Below are 18,311 nucleotides of genomic sequence, written 5' to 3' on the forward strand. Positions count from 1 at the left end.
ACAAAGGTGTTGAAGCCACTCACCTGCGTCGCACTCAGCGTGGTGATGCCGATGTTGGTGTACTCAGTGAGTGTGGGGGCTGGGTTGTTGGCCGATTCGCCATAGTCCCGAATGATGTTCAGCGAAGCGCCGAGCAGCGACTGCGTGACCAGTGCCTGCAAAGCCGCAGGCGAACTGATCTGGCTGCCATCGTCCGAGGTCTCGGCGATCAGGGCCAGGATGATCGCTAGGTTGTTCGCATTGACCCCCGTGACACCCAGCGACTGCAGGTCTTCCACGGTGACGGTGGGGGTGGGCGTGACGCCTGCGGCCACGTCGAGCAGTTCATTGAAGGCATTGACCATGGCCTGAATTTCTTCGCCAGAGTCTTTGCCTGTGGTGGGCAGAGCGCCCAGGAAGTTGTTCAGCGCCGAGATGTTGGTGCTGTTCACATCGGCAATGCCTGCCTCGGCATAGACCGATTCAGCGGGCGCTGAACCGACGCCGTTGTAGGCCGTCAAGATCGACAAGCTGCCCGCACTGACGGTGAGCGTGATGTCGGTGGCTTGTGCCGACACGTTGCCTGCAAGGTCGGTGGCCACAGCGGTGAACTGGTAGCGGCCAACGGGCAGGGGGTTTTCTATGGGCGCGCTGGTGGTGGCGTCCAGCAGCAAGTCGCCATTCAGGTCGCGCTGGTAGCGCAGGTCAAGCGACCAAGTGCCGCTGGCACTGACGTTGACCACGCCCACGAGTTGACCGTCTTGGTAGATCTGCAGTTGGCTGTTGGCCTCTGCGGTGCCCTGCAAAATTTGTTGCGCCAGTGCATTGATGGTCAAGCCAGTGGCTGAGCTGGCGGATTCGGCGAACCCGACCAAAACAGGCGCCGCCGGGGCCAAGGTGTCGATGCGCACATTCAAAGTCTCTGACAAGCTCGACAGGTTGCCAGCAAGGTCTTCGACTTCGGCCCGCAACGCGTAGCTGCCATCGGCCAGTGCGCTGGTGGGACGCCAGCTGAACAGGCCGTTGGCATCGGCGCGCACGGTGCCCAGCACGGTGCTGCCGTTGTAAATGCGCACGTCGGCATCGGCTTCGGCAATGCCGTTGAAGCTCGGGCGTGGGTTGTTGGTCAGCGTCGGGCCTTGCAGGCTGGTGGTCTCGGGTGCGATCGGATCGATCACCACATAGAACGGTTCGCCCAGTGCGCTGCGGTCGCCCACAGCGCTGATGGCCACGGCCACAAAGCTGTGGGTGCCGGTTTGCAGACTTTGTGGCACATCGAAGCTGAAGGTGCCACTGCTGACGGTGGCCGTGCCTTGCAGCTGACCCGCGCGGTAGATTTCGACAAAGGCCGCGCCGGTGGCGCTGCCGGTCAACGTGGGTTTGACGCTGCGCGTGATGCCGTCGCTGGTACTGCGACCCGTGTCTGTGGCGAGGGTCAAGGCCGACAACACCGGTGCATCAGGGACCACGGTGCTCAGGCTGAAGTCGCGTGTCGCGAGGGTTTCGTTGCCTGCCGCGTCGGTGGCGGTCACCCGTACTTGTTTGGCACCATCGGTGCCCAACAGGGCGAGGGTGCCGGTGTCCATCGGGATGCGCCAGCGGCCCGCGGCGTCGGCGACGGTCTGCAAAGTGCCCACCACGGTGCCACCCACGCTGCTGAGCAATTGCACGCGCAGGGTGAGGTTGGCTTCGGCCAGACCGTCCAGCGTGATGCCGGCGGCTTTTTCGGTGGCGTTGACCACGTCGTCCAAAGCCACGGCTGCGATGCCCAAGGACGGACCTTGGGTGTCGATCTCCAGGCTCAAGAGGGGGCTGGCTGTGCTGGTGTTGCCCGCCACATCGGTGGCGATGGCGCTCAGGGTGTGTGTGCCATCGGGCAGGGCCTGGCTCAGCGTCAGTTGCCAAAGACCTGCGGCGTTGGCCACCGCGGTGCCGAGCACCGTGTTGCCCGAACGCAGGCTCACGGTGGCACCGGCTTCGGCCGTGCCACTGAATGTGGGCTGGTTGTTTTTGCTCAGGTTGTCGCTGCTGCTGTCGCCGGTGTCAGGGCTGAAGCCGCTGATGCGCGGTGCAAACGGCGCGGTCTTGTCAACGGTCACGCTCAGGCTGGTGCCTGTGGCGCTGGTGTTGCCCGCCACATCGATCAGGCGCGCACTCAGGCTGGTGCTGCCTGCAGACAACGCTGTCGTGGGGGTGAGGGTCACGCTGGCGGCCGTGATCATGCTGTCGGTCAGCACCACGCTGGTCACCTGGTTGCTGCCTGCGAACAGGCGCAGTTCGTCCCCGGCCACGGCGTTGGTGCCGGTCAGGGCCACGCTGAAGCTGGCACTCGCGTTGCGGGTGGTGTTGTCGCTGTTGCTGCTGCCGGTGTCGTCGGCCGCGATCAGGTCAGGTGTGACCGCGGTTGGAGCGACGTTGTCCACCACCAAGCTGAGGGCTGGTGAGTTGGGGCTGAAGGTGCTGCCACCGCGCACAGCGCGGGCCACCAGGGTGTAGTTGCCTGCGGCCAGGTCTGCGCTGGCCTGGACTGTGACGCTGACACCAAAGCCTGCGGCCAGCGTGAGCGAACCCACCACGGCGTTGGAGGTGGTGTCAAAGAGCTGGATCACATCGCCCACGGCCAGAGCGCTGCCGCTGAAGCTGGTGCCGCTCAGGCTGACGCTGAAGCCGGGCCGCAGCACGTTGGTGCGGTTGTCCGTGTTGCTGGTGCCGCTGTCTTGGGCGGCGGTCAGATCGGGTGCGCCGGGTGCCCCGGCAGCGCGCGTGTCAATGTTCAGTGCCAAGGCCGTCGTAGGCCCGCTGGCGGCATTGAGCACGGAGTTGCCCCAGTTGTCGCTCAGGCGGGCGTTGAGCGTGTACAGGCCATCGGCGAGGTTGCTCAGCGCAAAGGTGTAGCTCCCTGCGGTGATGTCGCCCGCTTGCAAGGTGCGCGAAGCCAGCACTGTGCCTGCAGCGTCGGTCAGCGCCAAGGTGTTGCCGGCCAAGGCCGCGCGACCGGCACCGGCAGACAAAGCCACCGTGATGCGGGGCGAAGTGTTGCTGGTCTGGTTGTCGGTGCTCGAGGCACCGTTGTCATCGGCTGCCATCAAGTCGGGCAGGCCCGGTGCGGCCAGTGCGGTGGTGAAGATGGCGATGCTGCGGGTCACAGCGGTGCTGTTGCCCGCAGCGTCGGTGGCGGTCAGGCTCAGGGTTTTGCCGGCCCCTTCGCCCAAAGCGGCATAGTCATCGGCCGTCAGTGTGTAAGACCAGCTGGTGCCGTTGAGTGTGGGGGTGACCGAGCGCTGGCTGCTGCCCGTGCCCAGTGTCAGCGACAACTGAACGCCCGCTTCGGTGCTGCCGCTCAGGGTGACGCCCTTGGCTTTGTCTTGCGCGTTGATGGCGTCGTCTTCAGACACGACAGCCATGCTGCTGGTGGGTGCGACGTTGTCGAACACGAAGTTCAGCGCAGCGCCTAGGCTGCTGACGTTGCCCGCCACGTCGGTGGCGTGGCCGCGCACGCTGTAGCTGCCCGCCGTGGTCAAGGCGCTGGCCAGTGTGGCGCTCCAGTTGCCGTCTTGGTCGGCGGTGACCGTGGCAAAAGCGGTGGTGCTGCTGCCCAGGAACAGGCGCACGCTGCTCAGAGGCTCTGCCGTGCCGTTGAACACGGGCAGGGTGTTGCGCGTCAGACGGTCGGTGCTGCTGATGCCGCTGTCGGTGGCCACACTCATGCCGCATACCACCGGCGTCAGGGGCGGCACGGTGTCGACGCTGAAAATTTGCGTACGCAACATGCCCAGGTTGCCCGCAGCGTCTTCGACTTGCAGGCTGAGGTTGTGCGGGCCTTCGGCCAGCACGCTGGTGCCGGTGTAGCTCCAAGCACCGGTGCTGGCGTGTGCCGTCACCATGCTCAAGGCTTGCCCATCCAGGCGCAGCCAGACGTGGCTACCCGGCTCGGCCACACCTGTGAGCGCCAGTGTGGCGCTGTTGGTCAGCTCGGCATCGGGGGTGCCGTTGAGCGTCAGAGCGGTGACCGCATTGGGTGCGGTTTGGTCAATGGTCAAATCAAAAGCGGCGGTCATGCCACTGGCGTTGCCTGCCAGGTCGGCAGCTTTGGCATACAGCGTGTGGCGGCCAGCCGAAATGGCCAAGGCCGACAAGTCCAGCTGCCAATGACCGAAGTCATCGGCCACCACACTGCCAATTTGGGCGGCTCCCGATGTGCCATCGAGGAAGATGCTGACCAAGGCATTGGCTTGTGCGGTGCCTTGCAGCTCCAGCGTGTTGAGCTGGGTCAATGCGTCGCTGTCGCTGAATCCCGTGTCTGGCGTCACCCCCGAGATCACGGGTGTGGGCGGTGCCACGTTGTCCACCACCAGGACAAACGGCAAGGACGGCTTGCTTTCGTTGTCCACCGTGTCAAGCGCCATGGCGGTGAAAACATAGGTGCCATCGTCTAGGTTTACCACTGCTGAATTGGCGGTGTAGCTGAAGCTCCACAAACCATTGCGGTCGGCTCTGACGCTGCCCAGTGAACCTGTGATGCCTTCGCGGTAGATGCGGACGGAGCTGTACGGTTCGGCTTTGCCTTCCAACACCACGGTGCGGGTCTTGGTGTTGGCGTCGGTGGCGCTGCGGCCTGTGTCCGCAAATACCCCGGTGATTTTGGGCGTTTCTGGAACTTTGGTGTCAATGGTCAGGTACAGCGGCGCGGTTTCGGCCGTGATGTTGCCTGCCAGATCGGTGGCGGTAAGAACCACCGAATAACTGCCATCGGCCAGGTTGCAGCCGTTGGTGTCGAATTGCCAGCTGCCGTCGTTGAGCGCGGTGGTGGTGCCCAGAAAAACGTTGTTGGCCACCACGCGAATCACGCTGCCCGGTTCGGCCATGCCTTGCAGCTGGGGCCGACTGGTTTTGGAGTAGAAACTGACAAAACCATTGATGTCGGTCGTGCCTTTGCTGTCCACTGCGCCCCAAGTGGGCAGAGCGGGTGCCACGGTGTCCAGCACCATGTTCAAAACGCCTGACCAGCTGGATGTCAGCGCGGCAGAGCTGCCGCCGACGCTGCCAGACGGCGCTTCCACGCGCGCCTTGATGCCAAAGCTGTAGCCACCGGCGTTGTTCAAGTCAGGATGTGTCACAGCGGGCAGTGTGACGATGGCCAGACCGCTGGCCACTTGCATGGCGCTCAGGGTGAGGCTGGTCAAGGTGGTGCTGTTGGCGTCGTTGAGTGCGATTTTGAGCGTGTCGCCCGCTGCAATGCCTGCGGGCAACGCGATCGACACGCGCATGCAGTTGACGTTGGTGTTGTTGTCAGAGCCAGAACGGCCGCTGTCATCGCCCGCCAACAAATCGGGTGTGCCCGGTGTGGCAGGGGCGTTCAGGTTGTCAACGCGGTCCGATGAGACATAGAAGTTGTCCGCATCGTTGCCTGCATCGTCTTGCAGTGCCACCGCATCGTTGTTGAGGCTCGGGTCGCTGTAGGCCAGGGTGATCTGCTGGCCACGGAACACGGGCTGGGCCAATGTCAGGGTCAAGCGGGTTCTGTCAGTGGGGTCAACGGTCACGCCGCTGACGGTGACCAGTTGGCCATTGACGGCCACGGCAAAGCCCGACGGTGGCAAGCTGGTTTGCACGGGTTCGCTCATGACCAGGGTCATTTGGGTGCCGTTGAACGAAATGCCGCCTACCAGTGTGGGGGCGATCCGGTCGGCGGGCTCCGTGGTCACGCTGGCGTTGTTCACGTTCAGTGTGAGCGTTGCGGCGCTGGCCTTGAGTTCGGCATCGGTGTGCGAGAGATTGCCCGCAGAGTCTACGGCACGCACCACCAGGGTATGGTTGCCTTGCACCAGCTCAGATCCGGTGTAGGTGAAGAACCAAGCACCGCCCTTGACGCTGGCTTTGCCCAAAGAAATCAGTGTTTGGTTGGCATCTGCCAAGCGGTCAAAAATTTCGACATAAACCACACTCAGCGCCGAATCACTTGCTGTGGGTGTGGTGATCGTGCCTTGCAAGGTGAACAGGCGGTTGGCCGTGGTGGTGGCCGTGCGGGCGACCAGGCTGGCCGTGGTCAATGACGATGTGCCATCGGCCGTGACCAAGAAGGGCACGTTGGAGTCGGGTGCCGGCCGTGCATCGACTTGCAGGTTGTAAGCGCCGCCGGTGATGGCCCCCAGTGACATGCTCTTTTCGGCGCTGACGTTACCCATCACATCGGTGATGCGCGTGGACGCCCAAAGTTGCCGGTTGGGCAGTGCGTTGGTCACAGCAAAGTCAACAAATTGGTTGCTGAGGTCGTCTGCGTTCAGGACGCGGCTCATGGCCACAGGAATGCCGCCAGCGGGGTTTTCTGTGGTTGAGGTGTAGCCCGAACTCCATCGCACATACAACTCCACCGTATCGCCCACGCGGACGTCGGCGGGCAGGTTCACCCGGAACGTGGGTGTGGCATCGGTGGTGATGCGGTCGGTGGCGAAGTAACCACTGTCATCGGCATTGCGCATGACCAGCGAACGCGGCGCAGGGGCTGTGCGGTCAACCGTCAGAGGCACCGTGATGGTGTTGAAGTTGCCCGCCTTGTCTTGCTGTACCACGATGTAGTTGCGTGTGCCCACCGCTTGCGTGGCCAGGGTAAAGCTGTACGCCCCGGTGGTGCTGTTGGCGGTGATGACCGTGGTGGTGTTGTCCGATGTCGTCAGCTGTTCGTTGGGCTCAGGAATACCGTTGCCGTTGGCGTCGCGGAATACGCTGATGCGTGCGCCGACTTCGGCGGTGCCGGCGATGGTGGGCTGGGTGTTGCGCGTCAGGTTGTCGCCCATCGTGCCTGTGTCGGTGGCGGCTGTGAGTGCGGCCGTGAAGACGGCCGATGGACTGCTGTCTACGACCAGTGGCAGACGCGTGGCCGAGATGGCGCTGGTGTTGCCAGCGGCGTCGGTGGTGCGGATGCCGATGCTGTGCTCACCATTGGCCAAAGCCGTGCCGCGGTAAGTGAAGTTCCAGACCCGGCTGGCGTTGATGCTGGCGTAACCCAGCGTGGTGGTGTTGCCGTTGAACACGTCCACCACTTCGACTTGCACCACATCTGCAGCCAGCGGGTAGCTGGCGTTGTTGGCAAAACTCAGTTGGGTGCCAAAACGGACAATGTTGTCGGTGGCGCTCACGCCGGTGTCGTCGGCATTGAGCAAGTTGATGAAGGTGGGGGTGGCGGGTGCTGTGGCATCCACCACCAGCGAGGTGCTCATGCTCACGCCGGTGCTGCGGTTGCCTGCACGGTCGGTGTACCAGGCGGTGATGGCGGTGCCACCGGAATAGGTGGCTGCAGCCAAGGTGCTGCTGCTCAGATCGGCATAACCCGCAGTGATGTCTGTGGATGACAGTGTCAGCTGTCCGATCAGGTAAGTCGCGCTGTAGGTGGAATACCGGGTCAACTCAATCAAATCGCCTGCTGCGGCATTGCGCGGCAGCGTCACGCGGAAGCTGGGTGTGGTGTTGGTGGTGAAGCCGTCGTAGGCGCTGAAGCCGGTGTCGTTGTTGGCGACCAGTGTGTTGGGCAACATGGCAACGGCCAGGTTGGGGCTGGCTGACCGGTCGAGCACAAAATTCAGGGGACTTGTCGCCACTTTACTGTTGCCCGCGGCGTCTGTGGTCACCGCGCGCAGGTTGTATTCACCGTCTGTGAGGTAAACCAGGTCGTAGCTGAAGGTGCCGTTGGCATTGATGACCGGCGTGGCGACTGCGCTCGCGCTGGCCACGGTGTAGAGCGTCATGCTCGGCTCACCCGGGTCTTGCACACCGTTGTTGTTGAGGTCGTTGAACACCATCAGGCGGTTACCTGCCTCACCCGTGCCACTGAGGGTGATGTAGTTGGTGTTGGTGGTGAACCGAACGTTGCCATTGACGTAGCGCATGTCGGCGCTGTCCACGGTCATGGTGGGCACCACGGGGGCCGTGGTGTCGATGGTGACGGGTGCCATGCCCGCCCACGCACTGACGTTGCCAGCGGTGTCCACGGCCTTGGCCATGAAGTAGTGGCGTCCGTTGGGCAGGGTGCTGCTGTCCGATGTCCAGGAGAATGCACCATTGCTGGCGATGCCGGTGCGGCCCACAAGGGTGGGCGCGCTGTAGCCGCCGAACAAGCGCAGCACGCCATAGCCGGTGGCTGAGCTGGAGGTTGCCAGTGTTTGAGCGGTTGCCGTGCTCCATGCGCTGTTGGTGTCGGCCTCGGACCCCGCAGAATTGCCTGCTTTGTATTTGGCATCGATGGCCCGAGCCATCAGGTGACGACTGGCGTCCATCGACAGTTCAACCCGAACCATCTTGGTATAGACGGTATCGAAGTAGGCAACGATCCATTGGTTGGTGGTGCCCGCGACGCGCCAGGCCGTGCCGGGAAAGGCACCGATGGATGCGCCGTCCAACTGACCGCCACTTAACTGGATGTCGGCGATGCCGATGTTGGCCGGGAGGGTGACGCCGGTGCTGACGGCGGTGGTGGTCAAAAAGCCTGTGAATGTGTAGTCGGCAGCATTGTCCAGATCTGCCGATGACCGGTAAATGTCGACCCATGCTGCCGAGGTGTCGGCCGTGCCCGTTAAGGTGATCTGGCTGTTCTTGTTTGTGATGTTGTCGGTGCCGCTTGGGCCCAGGTCATCGGTGCGCAGCAAGTCCATGCCCCCAGGGGTGGTGGGAGCGGTGGTGTCAGACGACACGCTTGGTAGTGCGATGAGGCCGCCTGCAATGCTTGCAGGTGCGGTGTAACGGTACTGGTTGGTGCCATCGCCCAAGCCAGTGACGGCCACGTCAACCCAGCCGTTGGTGATGTCTTGCGCGCTGAGCGTCACACTGCCCGCCATGGCCGATCCGGTGACCGTGGCGCTGTTGTAAATCTGGATCACGCCACCGGCTGCGACCCCATTGGCCGCGGTGTTCAGGTTCAGGCGCAGCACCTGTTGGTAGGTGTTGCCTGTGCCATCGTTGCTCAGGTAGCCGCTGTCGACATCGGCAGCACTGAGTGCTGCGGACTGTGTGAGGCGGATGTTGTCGAAGTGGGCACGCTGTGCGCCTTCAGACGCCAACACGATGCGCATCGATTTGCCCACCAGTGCGGTGGCCACCGAGGTGTCAATCACCAAGGTAGTTGCATCTTTGAATGTGCCTGCTGCGGTGAAGTTGAAGGCGTTGACAGAGCCCAGTCCACTGGCGTGGCTGGTCCCGTCGGTGGCGATCAATTTGTAGGCGGAAATGTTGCCTGCGGTCGTGAAGGTGGCGTCCCTGTTGCCGACCGAAACCGTGAGCCTGTAGACCGTGTTGGCTGCAAAGGTGATGCCCAGGTCTTGATAGACAGAGCGTGCCGATGCAATCGTCAGCACGTCCGTGCCACCACCAGTGAGGGTGTTGAAGTACTCTTCTGCGGCGTCTTGCGCCACTCCCGAAGAGAGTGTCCACTCGGGCCCGATGACGTTGGTCCAAGTGCCAGCGGCCAAGTTGGGCGACTGGGTCTCGAACGAGGGGTCTCGCACGTTGAGCAGTTGCTGGCCGGTGGAGAGGCTGGCCCCGGTGACCAGGGGTGTGATCGCCGCATTGGTGACCGTGACCGTGCTGCGTGTGCTTTCTTGGCCGATATTGCCCGCGTTGTCGATCATGTAGGCCTGCACGCCCAAGGTCACACCCAATGGCAAGGCTTTGTCGGTGCGCACCTCAATGGTGGCGTAGCCGTTGCTCAGGTCGGTCGCGTTGATGCGTTGGCGGCCCAGTTCGGTGCTGCCATTGATGAGCACCATTTGGTCCCCGACGCCGCTGCCTGCGGGCAGGCTGATCCTGAAGCTGGGCGTGACCGATGGGGTCAGTGTGTCGGTGTCGAGGGTGTTGTTGGCATTAAGCAGCTGTGGCTGTCCAGGTACCAGTGGCGCTGAACGGTCGTAGTTGATCTCGAGGGCAGACGTGCTGGCCCCCAGGATTTGGCCGATGGCGTCGAAGGCCACCGCACGGATGCGGTTGATGCCGCTGGGCAGGGTGATTTGTTGGCTGGCAAACACGCCGCGTGCATCGGTTGTGATGACCGCGCTGGCGTTCAGGCGCTCGCCCAGGTCGATCACGCCGTTGTTGTTGCTGTCGTTGTAAAGCCAGACGGTGGCGTTGGCCGCCATGCGGCCGGAGACGCGGACCACGCCGTCGGTGTCGGTCAGCACATTGTCATTGGGGTTGCGGGTGTCGTCTGAAAAAGTGACGCTGGCCGGTTCAATCCACAGGGCGTTTTCGTAGGCGCGCACCGCTGCCAACGCTGCAGACTCGACGGTCAGCAGCAGCGCGGTCGAGTCGGCGCTGGTGTTGCCCGCGGCGTCTACCGCACGGGCGGTGAAGGCGTAAATGCCATCGGCCAAGGCCGAGCCGGTGTAGGTCCAAGTCCAGCTGGTGGCGGCGCCCACCACGGGCGTCCTGCCCATCAGGGTGTTGCCCAGGTAAATGTCGACGCGTGCAGCTTGCGCGGTGGTGACTGTGCCGGTCAGGCTGAAATAGGTGTTGCGTGTGGTGATGTTGTCGTTGGTGATCGCACGCGAGTCGTCAGCCGCCAGCAGGCCAATGGTCGGCACATTGGGCGCTGTCACGTCGATCACGGCGCGATCGAGCACACGGGCGCCGCTCAGGTTGCCCGACAGGTCTTCGATGCGGGCGCTGATGGCGTTGGTGTAAGTGCCTTCAACCAGCATGTTGGCGATGTTGCCGACCACCCGGATGTCGGTGCTCGGATTGGCACCGATGTCGATGGCAGCGTTGTTGCCAAAGACCAACTCGCTCACGGCCGCAGGCAAGGCATTTGTGCCCGCCACTTGGGCGGCGGTCAGCTGGGCATCCCAGGCGCGGTAAGACAAGATATCGCCCGTGAAATAGGTACTGTTGGCGTAACCCAAGCGCTGGTTGGTGTCCCAGTTGTAGTCGGATGCGGCCTTGGTACCCGACAGCACCAGCACGCCATCGACATAGATCCGTTGACCACCGGGGCCGAGTGTGAACACCAATTTGTGTTCCAGGCCGTCGTTGAGGTTCAGACCTGTGCTGGTCAGGGTTTCCGATGTGTAGACGTACGATCCAATGTTGCCATTGGCCGTGACCCAAAGACCACGGTCATAAGCACCACTGGGGCTTTGCACCCCGAAGAGGCCACCGCCGGTGGTCGTCTTGAAGACAATTTCACGGCTGATAAATGTCTCGGGTTCGTTGCGAACGATGTCGAGGTAACCCGAACCCGTCAAACGCAGGGCACTGGAGGGGGTGAAGTCCACATAACCTGCCACGATGTCGGCCCCGGTCAGGGTCAGGGTGCCGATGTTGGATGTGGTGTTGTTGGCCGAGTACAGACGGACTTTGTCCCCTGCTACCACGCCTTCGGGCAGGCTGATACGCCAGGTTGGAGCCTGGTTGCGGGTGGTGTTGTCTGCATTGAACAGGCCCGAGTCGCTGCTGCTCAGCAGGTCGATGCGGGTGGGGATGGGAACCAAGTTGTCGACCTTGACGGTGCTGGCGGCCGACAAACGGACGTTGCCCGCCGTGTCGGTGGCCAGGGCGTACAAGGTGTGCGTGCCCACGGGCAAACTCAGGTTGGCCAGCGTGTAGGTGGTGCCGCTCAGGGTGGCGTTGCCCAACAGTTCGCCATCGTCCAGGCGTGCGTTGTCATTGCGGTCGCGGAAAATTTGTACCGTGCTGAGTGCTTCAGCCGTACCCGTGACGGTGATGGTGGTGGTCAGCTTGGTGATGCCATCGTTGGTGACGGCACCGGTGTCGGAGGCGGTGTTGAGCACCGGTGCGGTGACAGTTGGCGCTGTGGTGTCGGCGCTGGCCACCAGGGTGGACTGGGTAACCACGACTTGCTGTTCTTGCGACAGCAGGCTCAGGTTGCCCGCACGGTCAAACTGCATAGCTCGAACGCTGTAGCTGCCTTGCGGCAGCGTGATGGCTTGAGTGAAAACACCGGTGGTGGCATTGGCCGTGGTGTTCCACGAACGCTCACCCACATCCAGGCTTCCATTGCCATTGGCATCCGCGAACAGCAGCACCCGGGCACCTGGGTCGGCAAAGCCGCTCAAGGTGGTGCTGCCTGTGCTGGTGTAAGTACGGATCACCGCGTCTGGCGTGCCTGTGCGGCTGAGGACCACATTGTTGAAGTCGGCGTTGTTGTCGGCGCGGCTGTCCTGGCCGACGCCAAAGACGGTGCGCACGCCCAGGCCCACATCGCCGACTTGGGCGGTGTAGCTCAAGGTGAATGTCTTGAAGCTGCCATCGGGTCCGAGTTCGGACGCGGCGATGACGCGTTTGGCCAGCACCACACCATCGCTGCGCTCAATCGAGATGTAGGTGCCGTTGGCAGACACTTGGGCGGTGGCATTGCCGCCACGGTTGCCCAGATCGACCGAGAGCGTGAAGGTTTCGCCACTTTGGGCCAACAAGGCATTGTTTTGGACGAAGCGGACTTCGCCTGACGTGGTGCCTGCGGCATAGGCCACATTGCCAATGTTCAGGTAGCCCGTGCCTGCATACCAAGCCGAGGCTGTGTTGCTGGAAGGACGCCAGTAGCCCGCTACAGTGGAGTTACCGGTGATGGTCCAGCCGGCCAAGACGTTGCCACCTGTGTTGGCGGAGGTGCCTTCGGCCAGTGGTTGCGCGTCAAAGCTGGAGTTACCGGTCCAGGTGGCTCGGGCAGGACCGTTGGTGTCAAAGCTCACCCACAGCGGTGCGCTGAAGTCGGATCGGTTGCCGGCCATGTCGATGGCGCGGGCATAGAACGCACGGGTGCCGTTGGCATAGGGCGCGCCGGTGTAGTTGAAGGTCCAGGTCAGTGTGTCGAGGTTGACTTCGGCCTGCCCCAGTGGGTTCACACGGTCTGTGTCGTCATAGACCAGCACACCCACAATGTTGCCCGCGAGGCTGCCGCTGATGACAAAGTTGGTGTTGTAGCGGGTGATGTTGTCGGTGTTGGTGCCGGTGCTGTCGCTGCCGGTGGCTCCTGCACTGGCGCTGTCGGAATCGGCGATCAGGTCCAGGCCCGTGGGGGCGGCGGTCAAGCCCAGCAGGTTCAGGTCTGGCAGGGTGTAGAAGGCCCCGTCGTTGCCCGCCCGGTCTGTGATCTGAGCGCGGAGGACGTTGACATAGGCCCCCGCCACCAAGGCGTTGGCAACAACCGTGAGGTCGGCGTAGCCAGCCGTAATCTGGGCGCTGGTGAGCGTGATGCGGCTGAGCAAAGTGGTGTTGTTGTACAGGCTCAGCAGGTCGCCTGCCACGGCGTCGCTGGCCAGGCTGGTGCGCAAGTTGAGCACACGTCCGGCGGCGGTGATGGCATCGTCGCTGCGCAGGCCGGTGTCGCTGGCGGGCGACAGGCTCAGCTGGGTCGGCGCATTCGGCACTTGCAGGTCGATGAAGATCTCCACCGCCTCGCTGGCCGTGCTGGCGTTGCCCGCGTTGTCAAAGGCGATGGCGCGCAGCAGGTGAGGGCCTGCACCCAGGCTGATGCCGGTGAAGCTGAAAGCGCCTGTGGTGGCGCTGGCCGTGGCCACTTCGACTTGTTCACCCGCGTCGAGCAGGCCGTTGTTGTTGGTGTCGTCAAACAGCACCACGCGTGCGTTGACCTCGGCCGACCCGTTGAACACCAAAGCCGTGGCGGTCCGGGTCAGGCCATCGCTGGTGCTGTTGCCTACGTCCAGACCGGCACCGAGTGCCAGCGATGGGGCTTCGCTTTGGTTGTCCACGCTGACTTTGAGGCTGGCGGTAGCGCCCTCGTTGCCCGCCAGGTCCACGCCCCGCACCGTGAAGTTGTGCATCCCGGCGGTCAGATTGCCTGTGGTGTAGCTGAAGGTGCTCACACCCAGCTGCGCGCCGCTCAGGCTGGCAATCAGGGTGGTTTTGACGCCGGTGAAGGCGCCTTCCAGGCTTTCGACACCAAAGCCACTGGCCGCAGCCGAGGTGGCCACGCCGGTGGTGGCGGTGGGTTTGGCCCAGGCCGCATTCAGGCTGACGCTGTTCAAGGTGTGGTCGCCGTTGCGGTAGGCCGCTGCGGCGGTGCTGGCTTGCAGCTGTCCGTTGACGTCGAGCGAGAGCCAGACTTCGACCATTTGGGTCTGGTCGAGTTCGCTGTTGTACACACCCATGAGCCAGCGGTCGGCGCTGCCGGTCTTGGCCGTCACCACATCGGCAAGGACTGAACCTGTGATCCCCAGGCCGTTGAGGGTGGCGGCCAAGAGACTGACGTTGCGCACATCGGGCGGGTATACGCCCAGCGCCGTGGCGCTGCTGCTGAGGAAGGTGCTGTTGTCAAACAGCTCGCGCACCGAGGGGTCGGTGGACGTGTCATAGATGTTGAGGCTGACGGCATCGGCAGGCAGATTGCCAGTCAGCGTCAAGCCTGTGGTCTTGCTGGTGATGTTGTCGGTGTTGCTCACACCCATGTCGTCGCGGGCCAGCAAATCCAGACCCGCGGGGGCGACAGGACCGAGGGTGTCAATGACGGTGGTGTAAGGGGTGGGCGATCTTTCGCCTTCATTGCCGGCCATGTCCAGCAATGCGGCAGTGAAGCTGTAGCTGCCATTGGCCAGAGGCATGGTGTTGGGGATCGTGATCTCCACCACGCCAGCGGCCACTTGTGCCGCGCTCAGACCGATCGAGAAGATCAGTGTGCTGCCGTTGTACAGGCGCACCTGTTCCCCGGGCTGCGCATCGGCAGGCAGGGTCATGCGCAAAGTGGGGGTGTTGTCTGAGGTGACGCGGTCACCCGTGCTGATGCCAGCAGGCGAACCTGACAAAGGCGTGTCGCTGGCGGCCAGCAATTCGACCACGCCGGGCTGGCCAGGCGGGGTGGATTTGACGGTCACGGTCAAGGCCTCAGAGACCTCACCCATGGGCATGCCGGTGGTGGCGTTGTAGGCGTAAGCGCGGATCACATTGGTGCCGCTGCGCAGACCGACCGAGGCGACGCTGAAAGCGCCCGTGGTGGCATTGGCCGTGGCGGGTGCGCCGATGGCCTCACCCAAGGAATAGCGGCCGTTGCCATCGAGGTCAACAAACAACTGCACCTTGGCACCCGGGGTCATCATGCCGTTGATGGTGACACTGCCCAGGTTGGTGATGCCGTCATTGCGGCTCAGGCCTGTTTCACTGGCGGCGGCCAATTGCAGCTTGCCCAGCTGCAGCACAGGGGCGAGTTCGGTGGCGTTGATGACCAATTGCAGGACGTTGGAGCCGGGGCTGATGTTGCCTGCGGCGTCCACGGCCTTGGCGGTGATCCAGTGCACCCCTTCGCTCAGGGGGGCGCCGTCGTAGGTGAAGCTGAAGGTGTCGGCAGAACCGGGCGCTGCGCTGCCGATGTAGGTTTCGCCATCGAACAGGTCGATGCGGCGGACATCGGTGGCGATGTTGGCCCCCGTGAGGGTGAAACCTGTGGCTTTGGCGGTGACTTTGTCGGAGCTGTTGGCGCCGGTGTCGTCTTGCGCCATCAGTGCCAAGGTGTTGGGGGCCACCGGGGCCGTGCGGTCGACTGTCAACCAAGGCAGGTTGCCCCGTGTGGTCGAAATCGGGCTGGCGTTGCCAGCGGCATCGGTGATGCGGGCAAAGATGCCCGACCCGCCTGTGGTGCCGTTGTAGTCGCCAGCCAAAGCCACGGTGCTGGTCAAGTCGACCCAGCCGCGCGACAGGTCGAGGGCGTCAAGGCGCGTCAGGCCAATTTGGTAGGACAGTCCGCCCGTGCTGTAGCGGTACAGCTGCAGCAAATCGCCTTCCACCACTTCGGGCGGCAGACTGATGCGGAAAGTGGGCCGCTCGATGGAGGTGATGGCATCGTTGCCAAACAGACCATTGTCTTGGCCGGGGGCCAAAACCACGCCCAGCGGTTGAGGTGCGCCGGTGTCCACGCGCACATTGAGGGTGCTGCTGGCGACGCTGGTGTTGCCTGCTTTGTCGGTCTGAATGATGCGCAGGCTGTGGTCGCCTTCGCTCAATGAGGTCGCCAAAGTCAGCGTGAAGGCACCGTTGGTGCCCACGGTGCCGTTGGCCCCTGCGCTGGGGTAGGTCCAGGTGTCGATGGTGAGTTCTTCGCCGGTGTCGAGCTTGCCGTTGCCGTTGCGGTCATCAAAGACGCGCAAAGTGGCATCGGCTTCGCCCTGGCCCTGGATGCGCAAGCTGTTCTTGATGCGGGTGATGCCATCGCCACGTGCACCGCTGTCGCTGGCGGCCACCAGCATGAGCGATTGCGGTGCCGAGACCACGCTGTCAATCGTCAGCGTGAGGGCAGTGGAGACCAGGCTGCGGTTGCCTGCGCGGTCAACGGCGACAGCCGTGATTTGGTAAGTGCCGTTGGCCAATGGCGTGGCCGTGCTGGGGTAGAAAAAGGCCCAGGTGTTGGCATCGTTGACGCCGGTGCTGCCCAAAAGTTGGTTGTTGGCATAGAGCCAGACTGCGGTGACGTTTTGGTCGGCCGTGACGGTGCCGGTGAACGACAAACCGTTGGCGCGTCGCACCAGGTTGTCAGCGGCATGGTTGCTGTAGTAGGTGTTGCCCCTGTCATCGCCCTTGTTCAGGTCGGGCGCAGAGGGTGCTGTGGGTGCGACCGTGTCGATCGACAGGATTTGCAGCCAGGTGCTGGCGCTTTCTTGGTTGCCCGTGCTGTTGAGTCGCACGATGCTGGCTTTGATGGCCGTGGCATCGGCATACACGGTGCCCGCGGCGCTGCCGGTGCCGGTCAGCGGGGCTTGGGCTTGCAGTTGCAGCCAGCCTTGGGCCACGTCTTCTGCACTGAGGGTGACGCGGTTGACTTCGGTGCTGCCTTGCAACAGACGCACCACATCGCCGACTTGCACGGTGTCGGTGTTCAGTCCAATTTCAAAAATCGGGGCCAGTTGCTGGGTGATGCTGTCGGACGCACTCACGCCGGTGTCGGTGGCGCCCGTGATGCGCACGTAGCTGGGGGCCAGTGGGTCGGTTGGAACAGTGGTCATCAACAGATCGTTGATGCTGCTGTCCAAGCTCACATTGCCTGCCAAATCAATTGCTTGTACCGTCACCTGATAAGCGGTGGCGCTGGCAGTCAGCGCTTGCGCGCGGGGCAGGGTCAGGCCCCAAGTGCCTTGGCTGGTGTTCAGCGTCAGGCCTTCAAGGGTGGTGTAAGTCACACCAGCCAAGGTGGCGGTGCGTCCTGCCACATCGCTGTAGGCTTTGCCGTTCACATAGACAAACAGACGGTCGGTGTCGTTTTTGTCATAGCTGCCGGTCAGCGTGGGGGTGGAGGTGGCGTTGCTGATTTGTTGCAGCAGCACGGTTGGGCGCAGTGGGGCCGATTTGTCAATCACCACCGGGGTGGCGCTGCTGGGGTTGCTCCAAAGGCCCGCTTTGTCTTGCTGGATGACGCGCAAGAAGTGCCCGCCCAGACCCAGTTCGATGTTGATGAAGTCGTATTTGCCGGCGCTGTCGGCAGTCACCTGGGCAATTTGCTCCAGGTCTTCCAACAGACCGTTGTTGTCGCGGTCGTCGTACAGGCGCACCACGGCTGCCGGGTTGGCAAAGCCTGTGAAGGCCAGACCTGTGTGGGTACTGGTCACACCGTCGTTGTTCAGGCGGCCGGTATCGACCGTGGACAAGAGGCTGGGGGCCCACAGTTTGGCTGGCGCATTGGCGTCAAAGGTGACCATCAGCGGCAAAGACCGGTTGCTGACGTTGCCTGCTTCGTCGGTCGCGGTGAGGCTGAACACCCGTGTGGTGGCGTTGTAGGCCGTGCCGGTGTAGTTGAATGACCAGCTGGTGCTGCTGAGCATTTGCGCCAAGCCCAGCGAAGTGTCGCCGTCAAACAGCTCCACACGGCGGGTGCCAGTGGGCACCGTGCCGTACAAGCTGAAGCCTTTGTTGACCACGGTGATGCCATCGGTGCGACTGGTGCCGCTGTCGTCCATGCCCTCGAGCAGCGGGGCAGGGGGGGTGAATGGGGCAGTGTCTGGGTTGGGTGCCAGCGTGTCGGTCTGCAGGCTGGGCAGCACGTTCATGCGGCCGACGTTGCCAGCAATGTCGACCACATAGGCACCGATGTAGTAGCCGCTGGCCGTGGTCCAGGATCGGTCGGCCATCACTTGGCGGCTTTCGATGTCGACAAAGCCACGCCCGCCATCGACGATGTCGGCAGCGGTCAGTTCATAGGTGCCCAGTACATAAGCATGTGTTGGGTTGCTGAAATAACCGGCATAGGTCAACCAGACCACATCACCCACTTGGGCATCGGTGGGCAAGGTGATGCGGAACGTCGGTGTGTTGTCGGCCGTCAGTCGGTCGTTGCTGCGCAGGCCCGTGTCCGAGCTGGGCAGCAAGCTGATGGCGGGCGGCGGAGACGCCGG

Annotated in this window: 1 protein-coding gene (running past both ends of the window); it reads right to left on the minus strand. The window is 63.1% G+C overall.

The whole window is internal to an Ig-like domain-containing protein gene (locus B9Z33_RS08535) on the minus strand: the coding sequence, 48,234 nt in all, runs 19,090 nt past the left edge and 10,833 nt past the right edge, and what appears here is coding positions 10,834-29,144 (codon 3,612, complete, through codon 9,715, partial); the first complete codon in reading order (the gene reads right to left) occupies positions 18,309 to 18,311. The start codon and the stop codon both lie outside this window.

The organism is Limnohabitans sp. T6-20 (genome assembly GCF_003063505.1).
Classification (GTDB): domain Bacteria; phylum Pseudomonadota; class Gammaproteobacteria; order Burkholderiales; family Burkholderiaceae_C; genus Limnohabitans_A.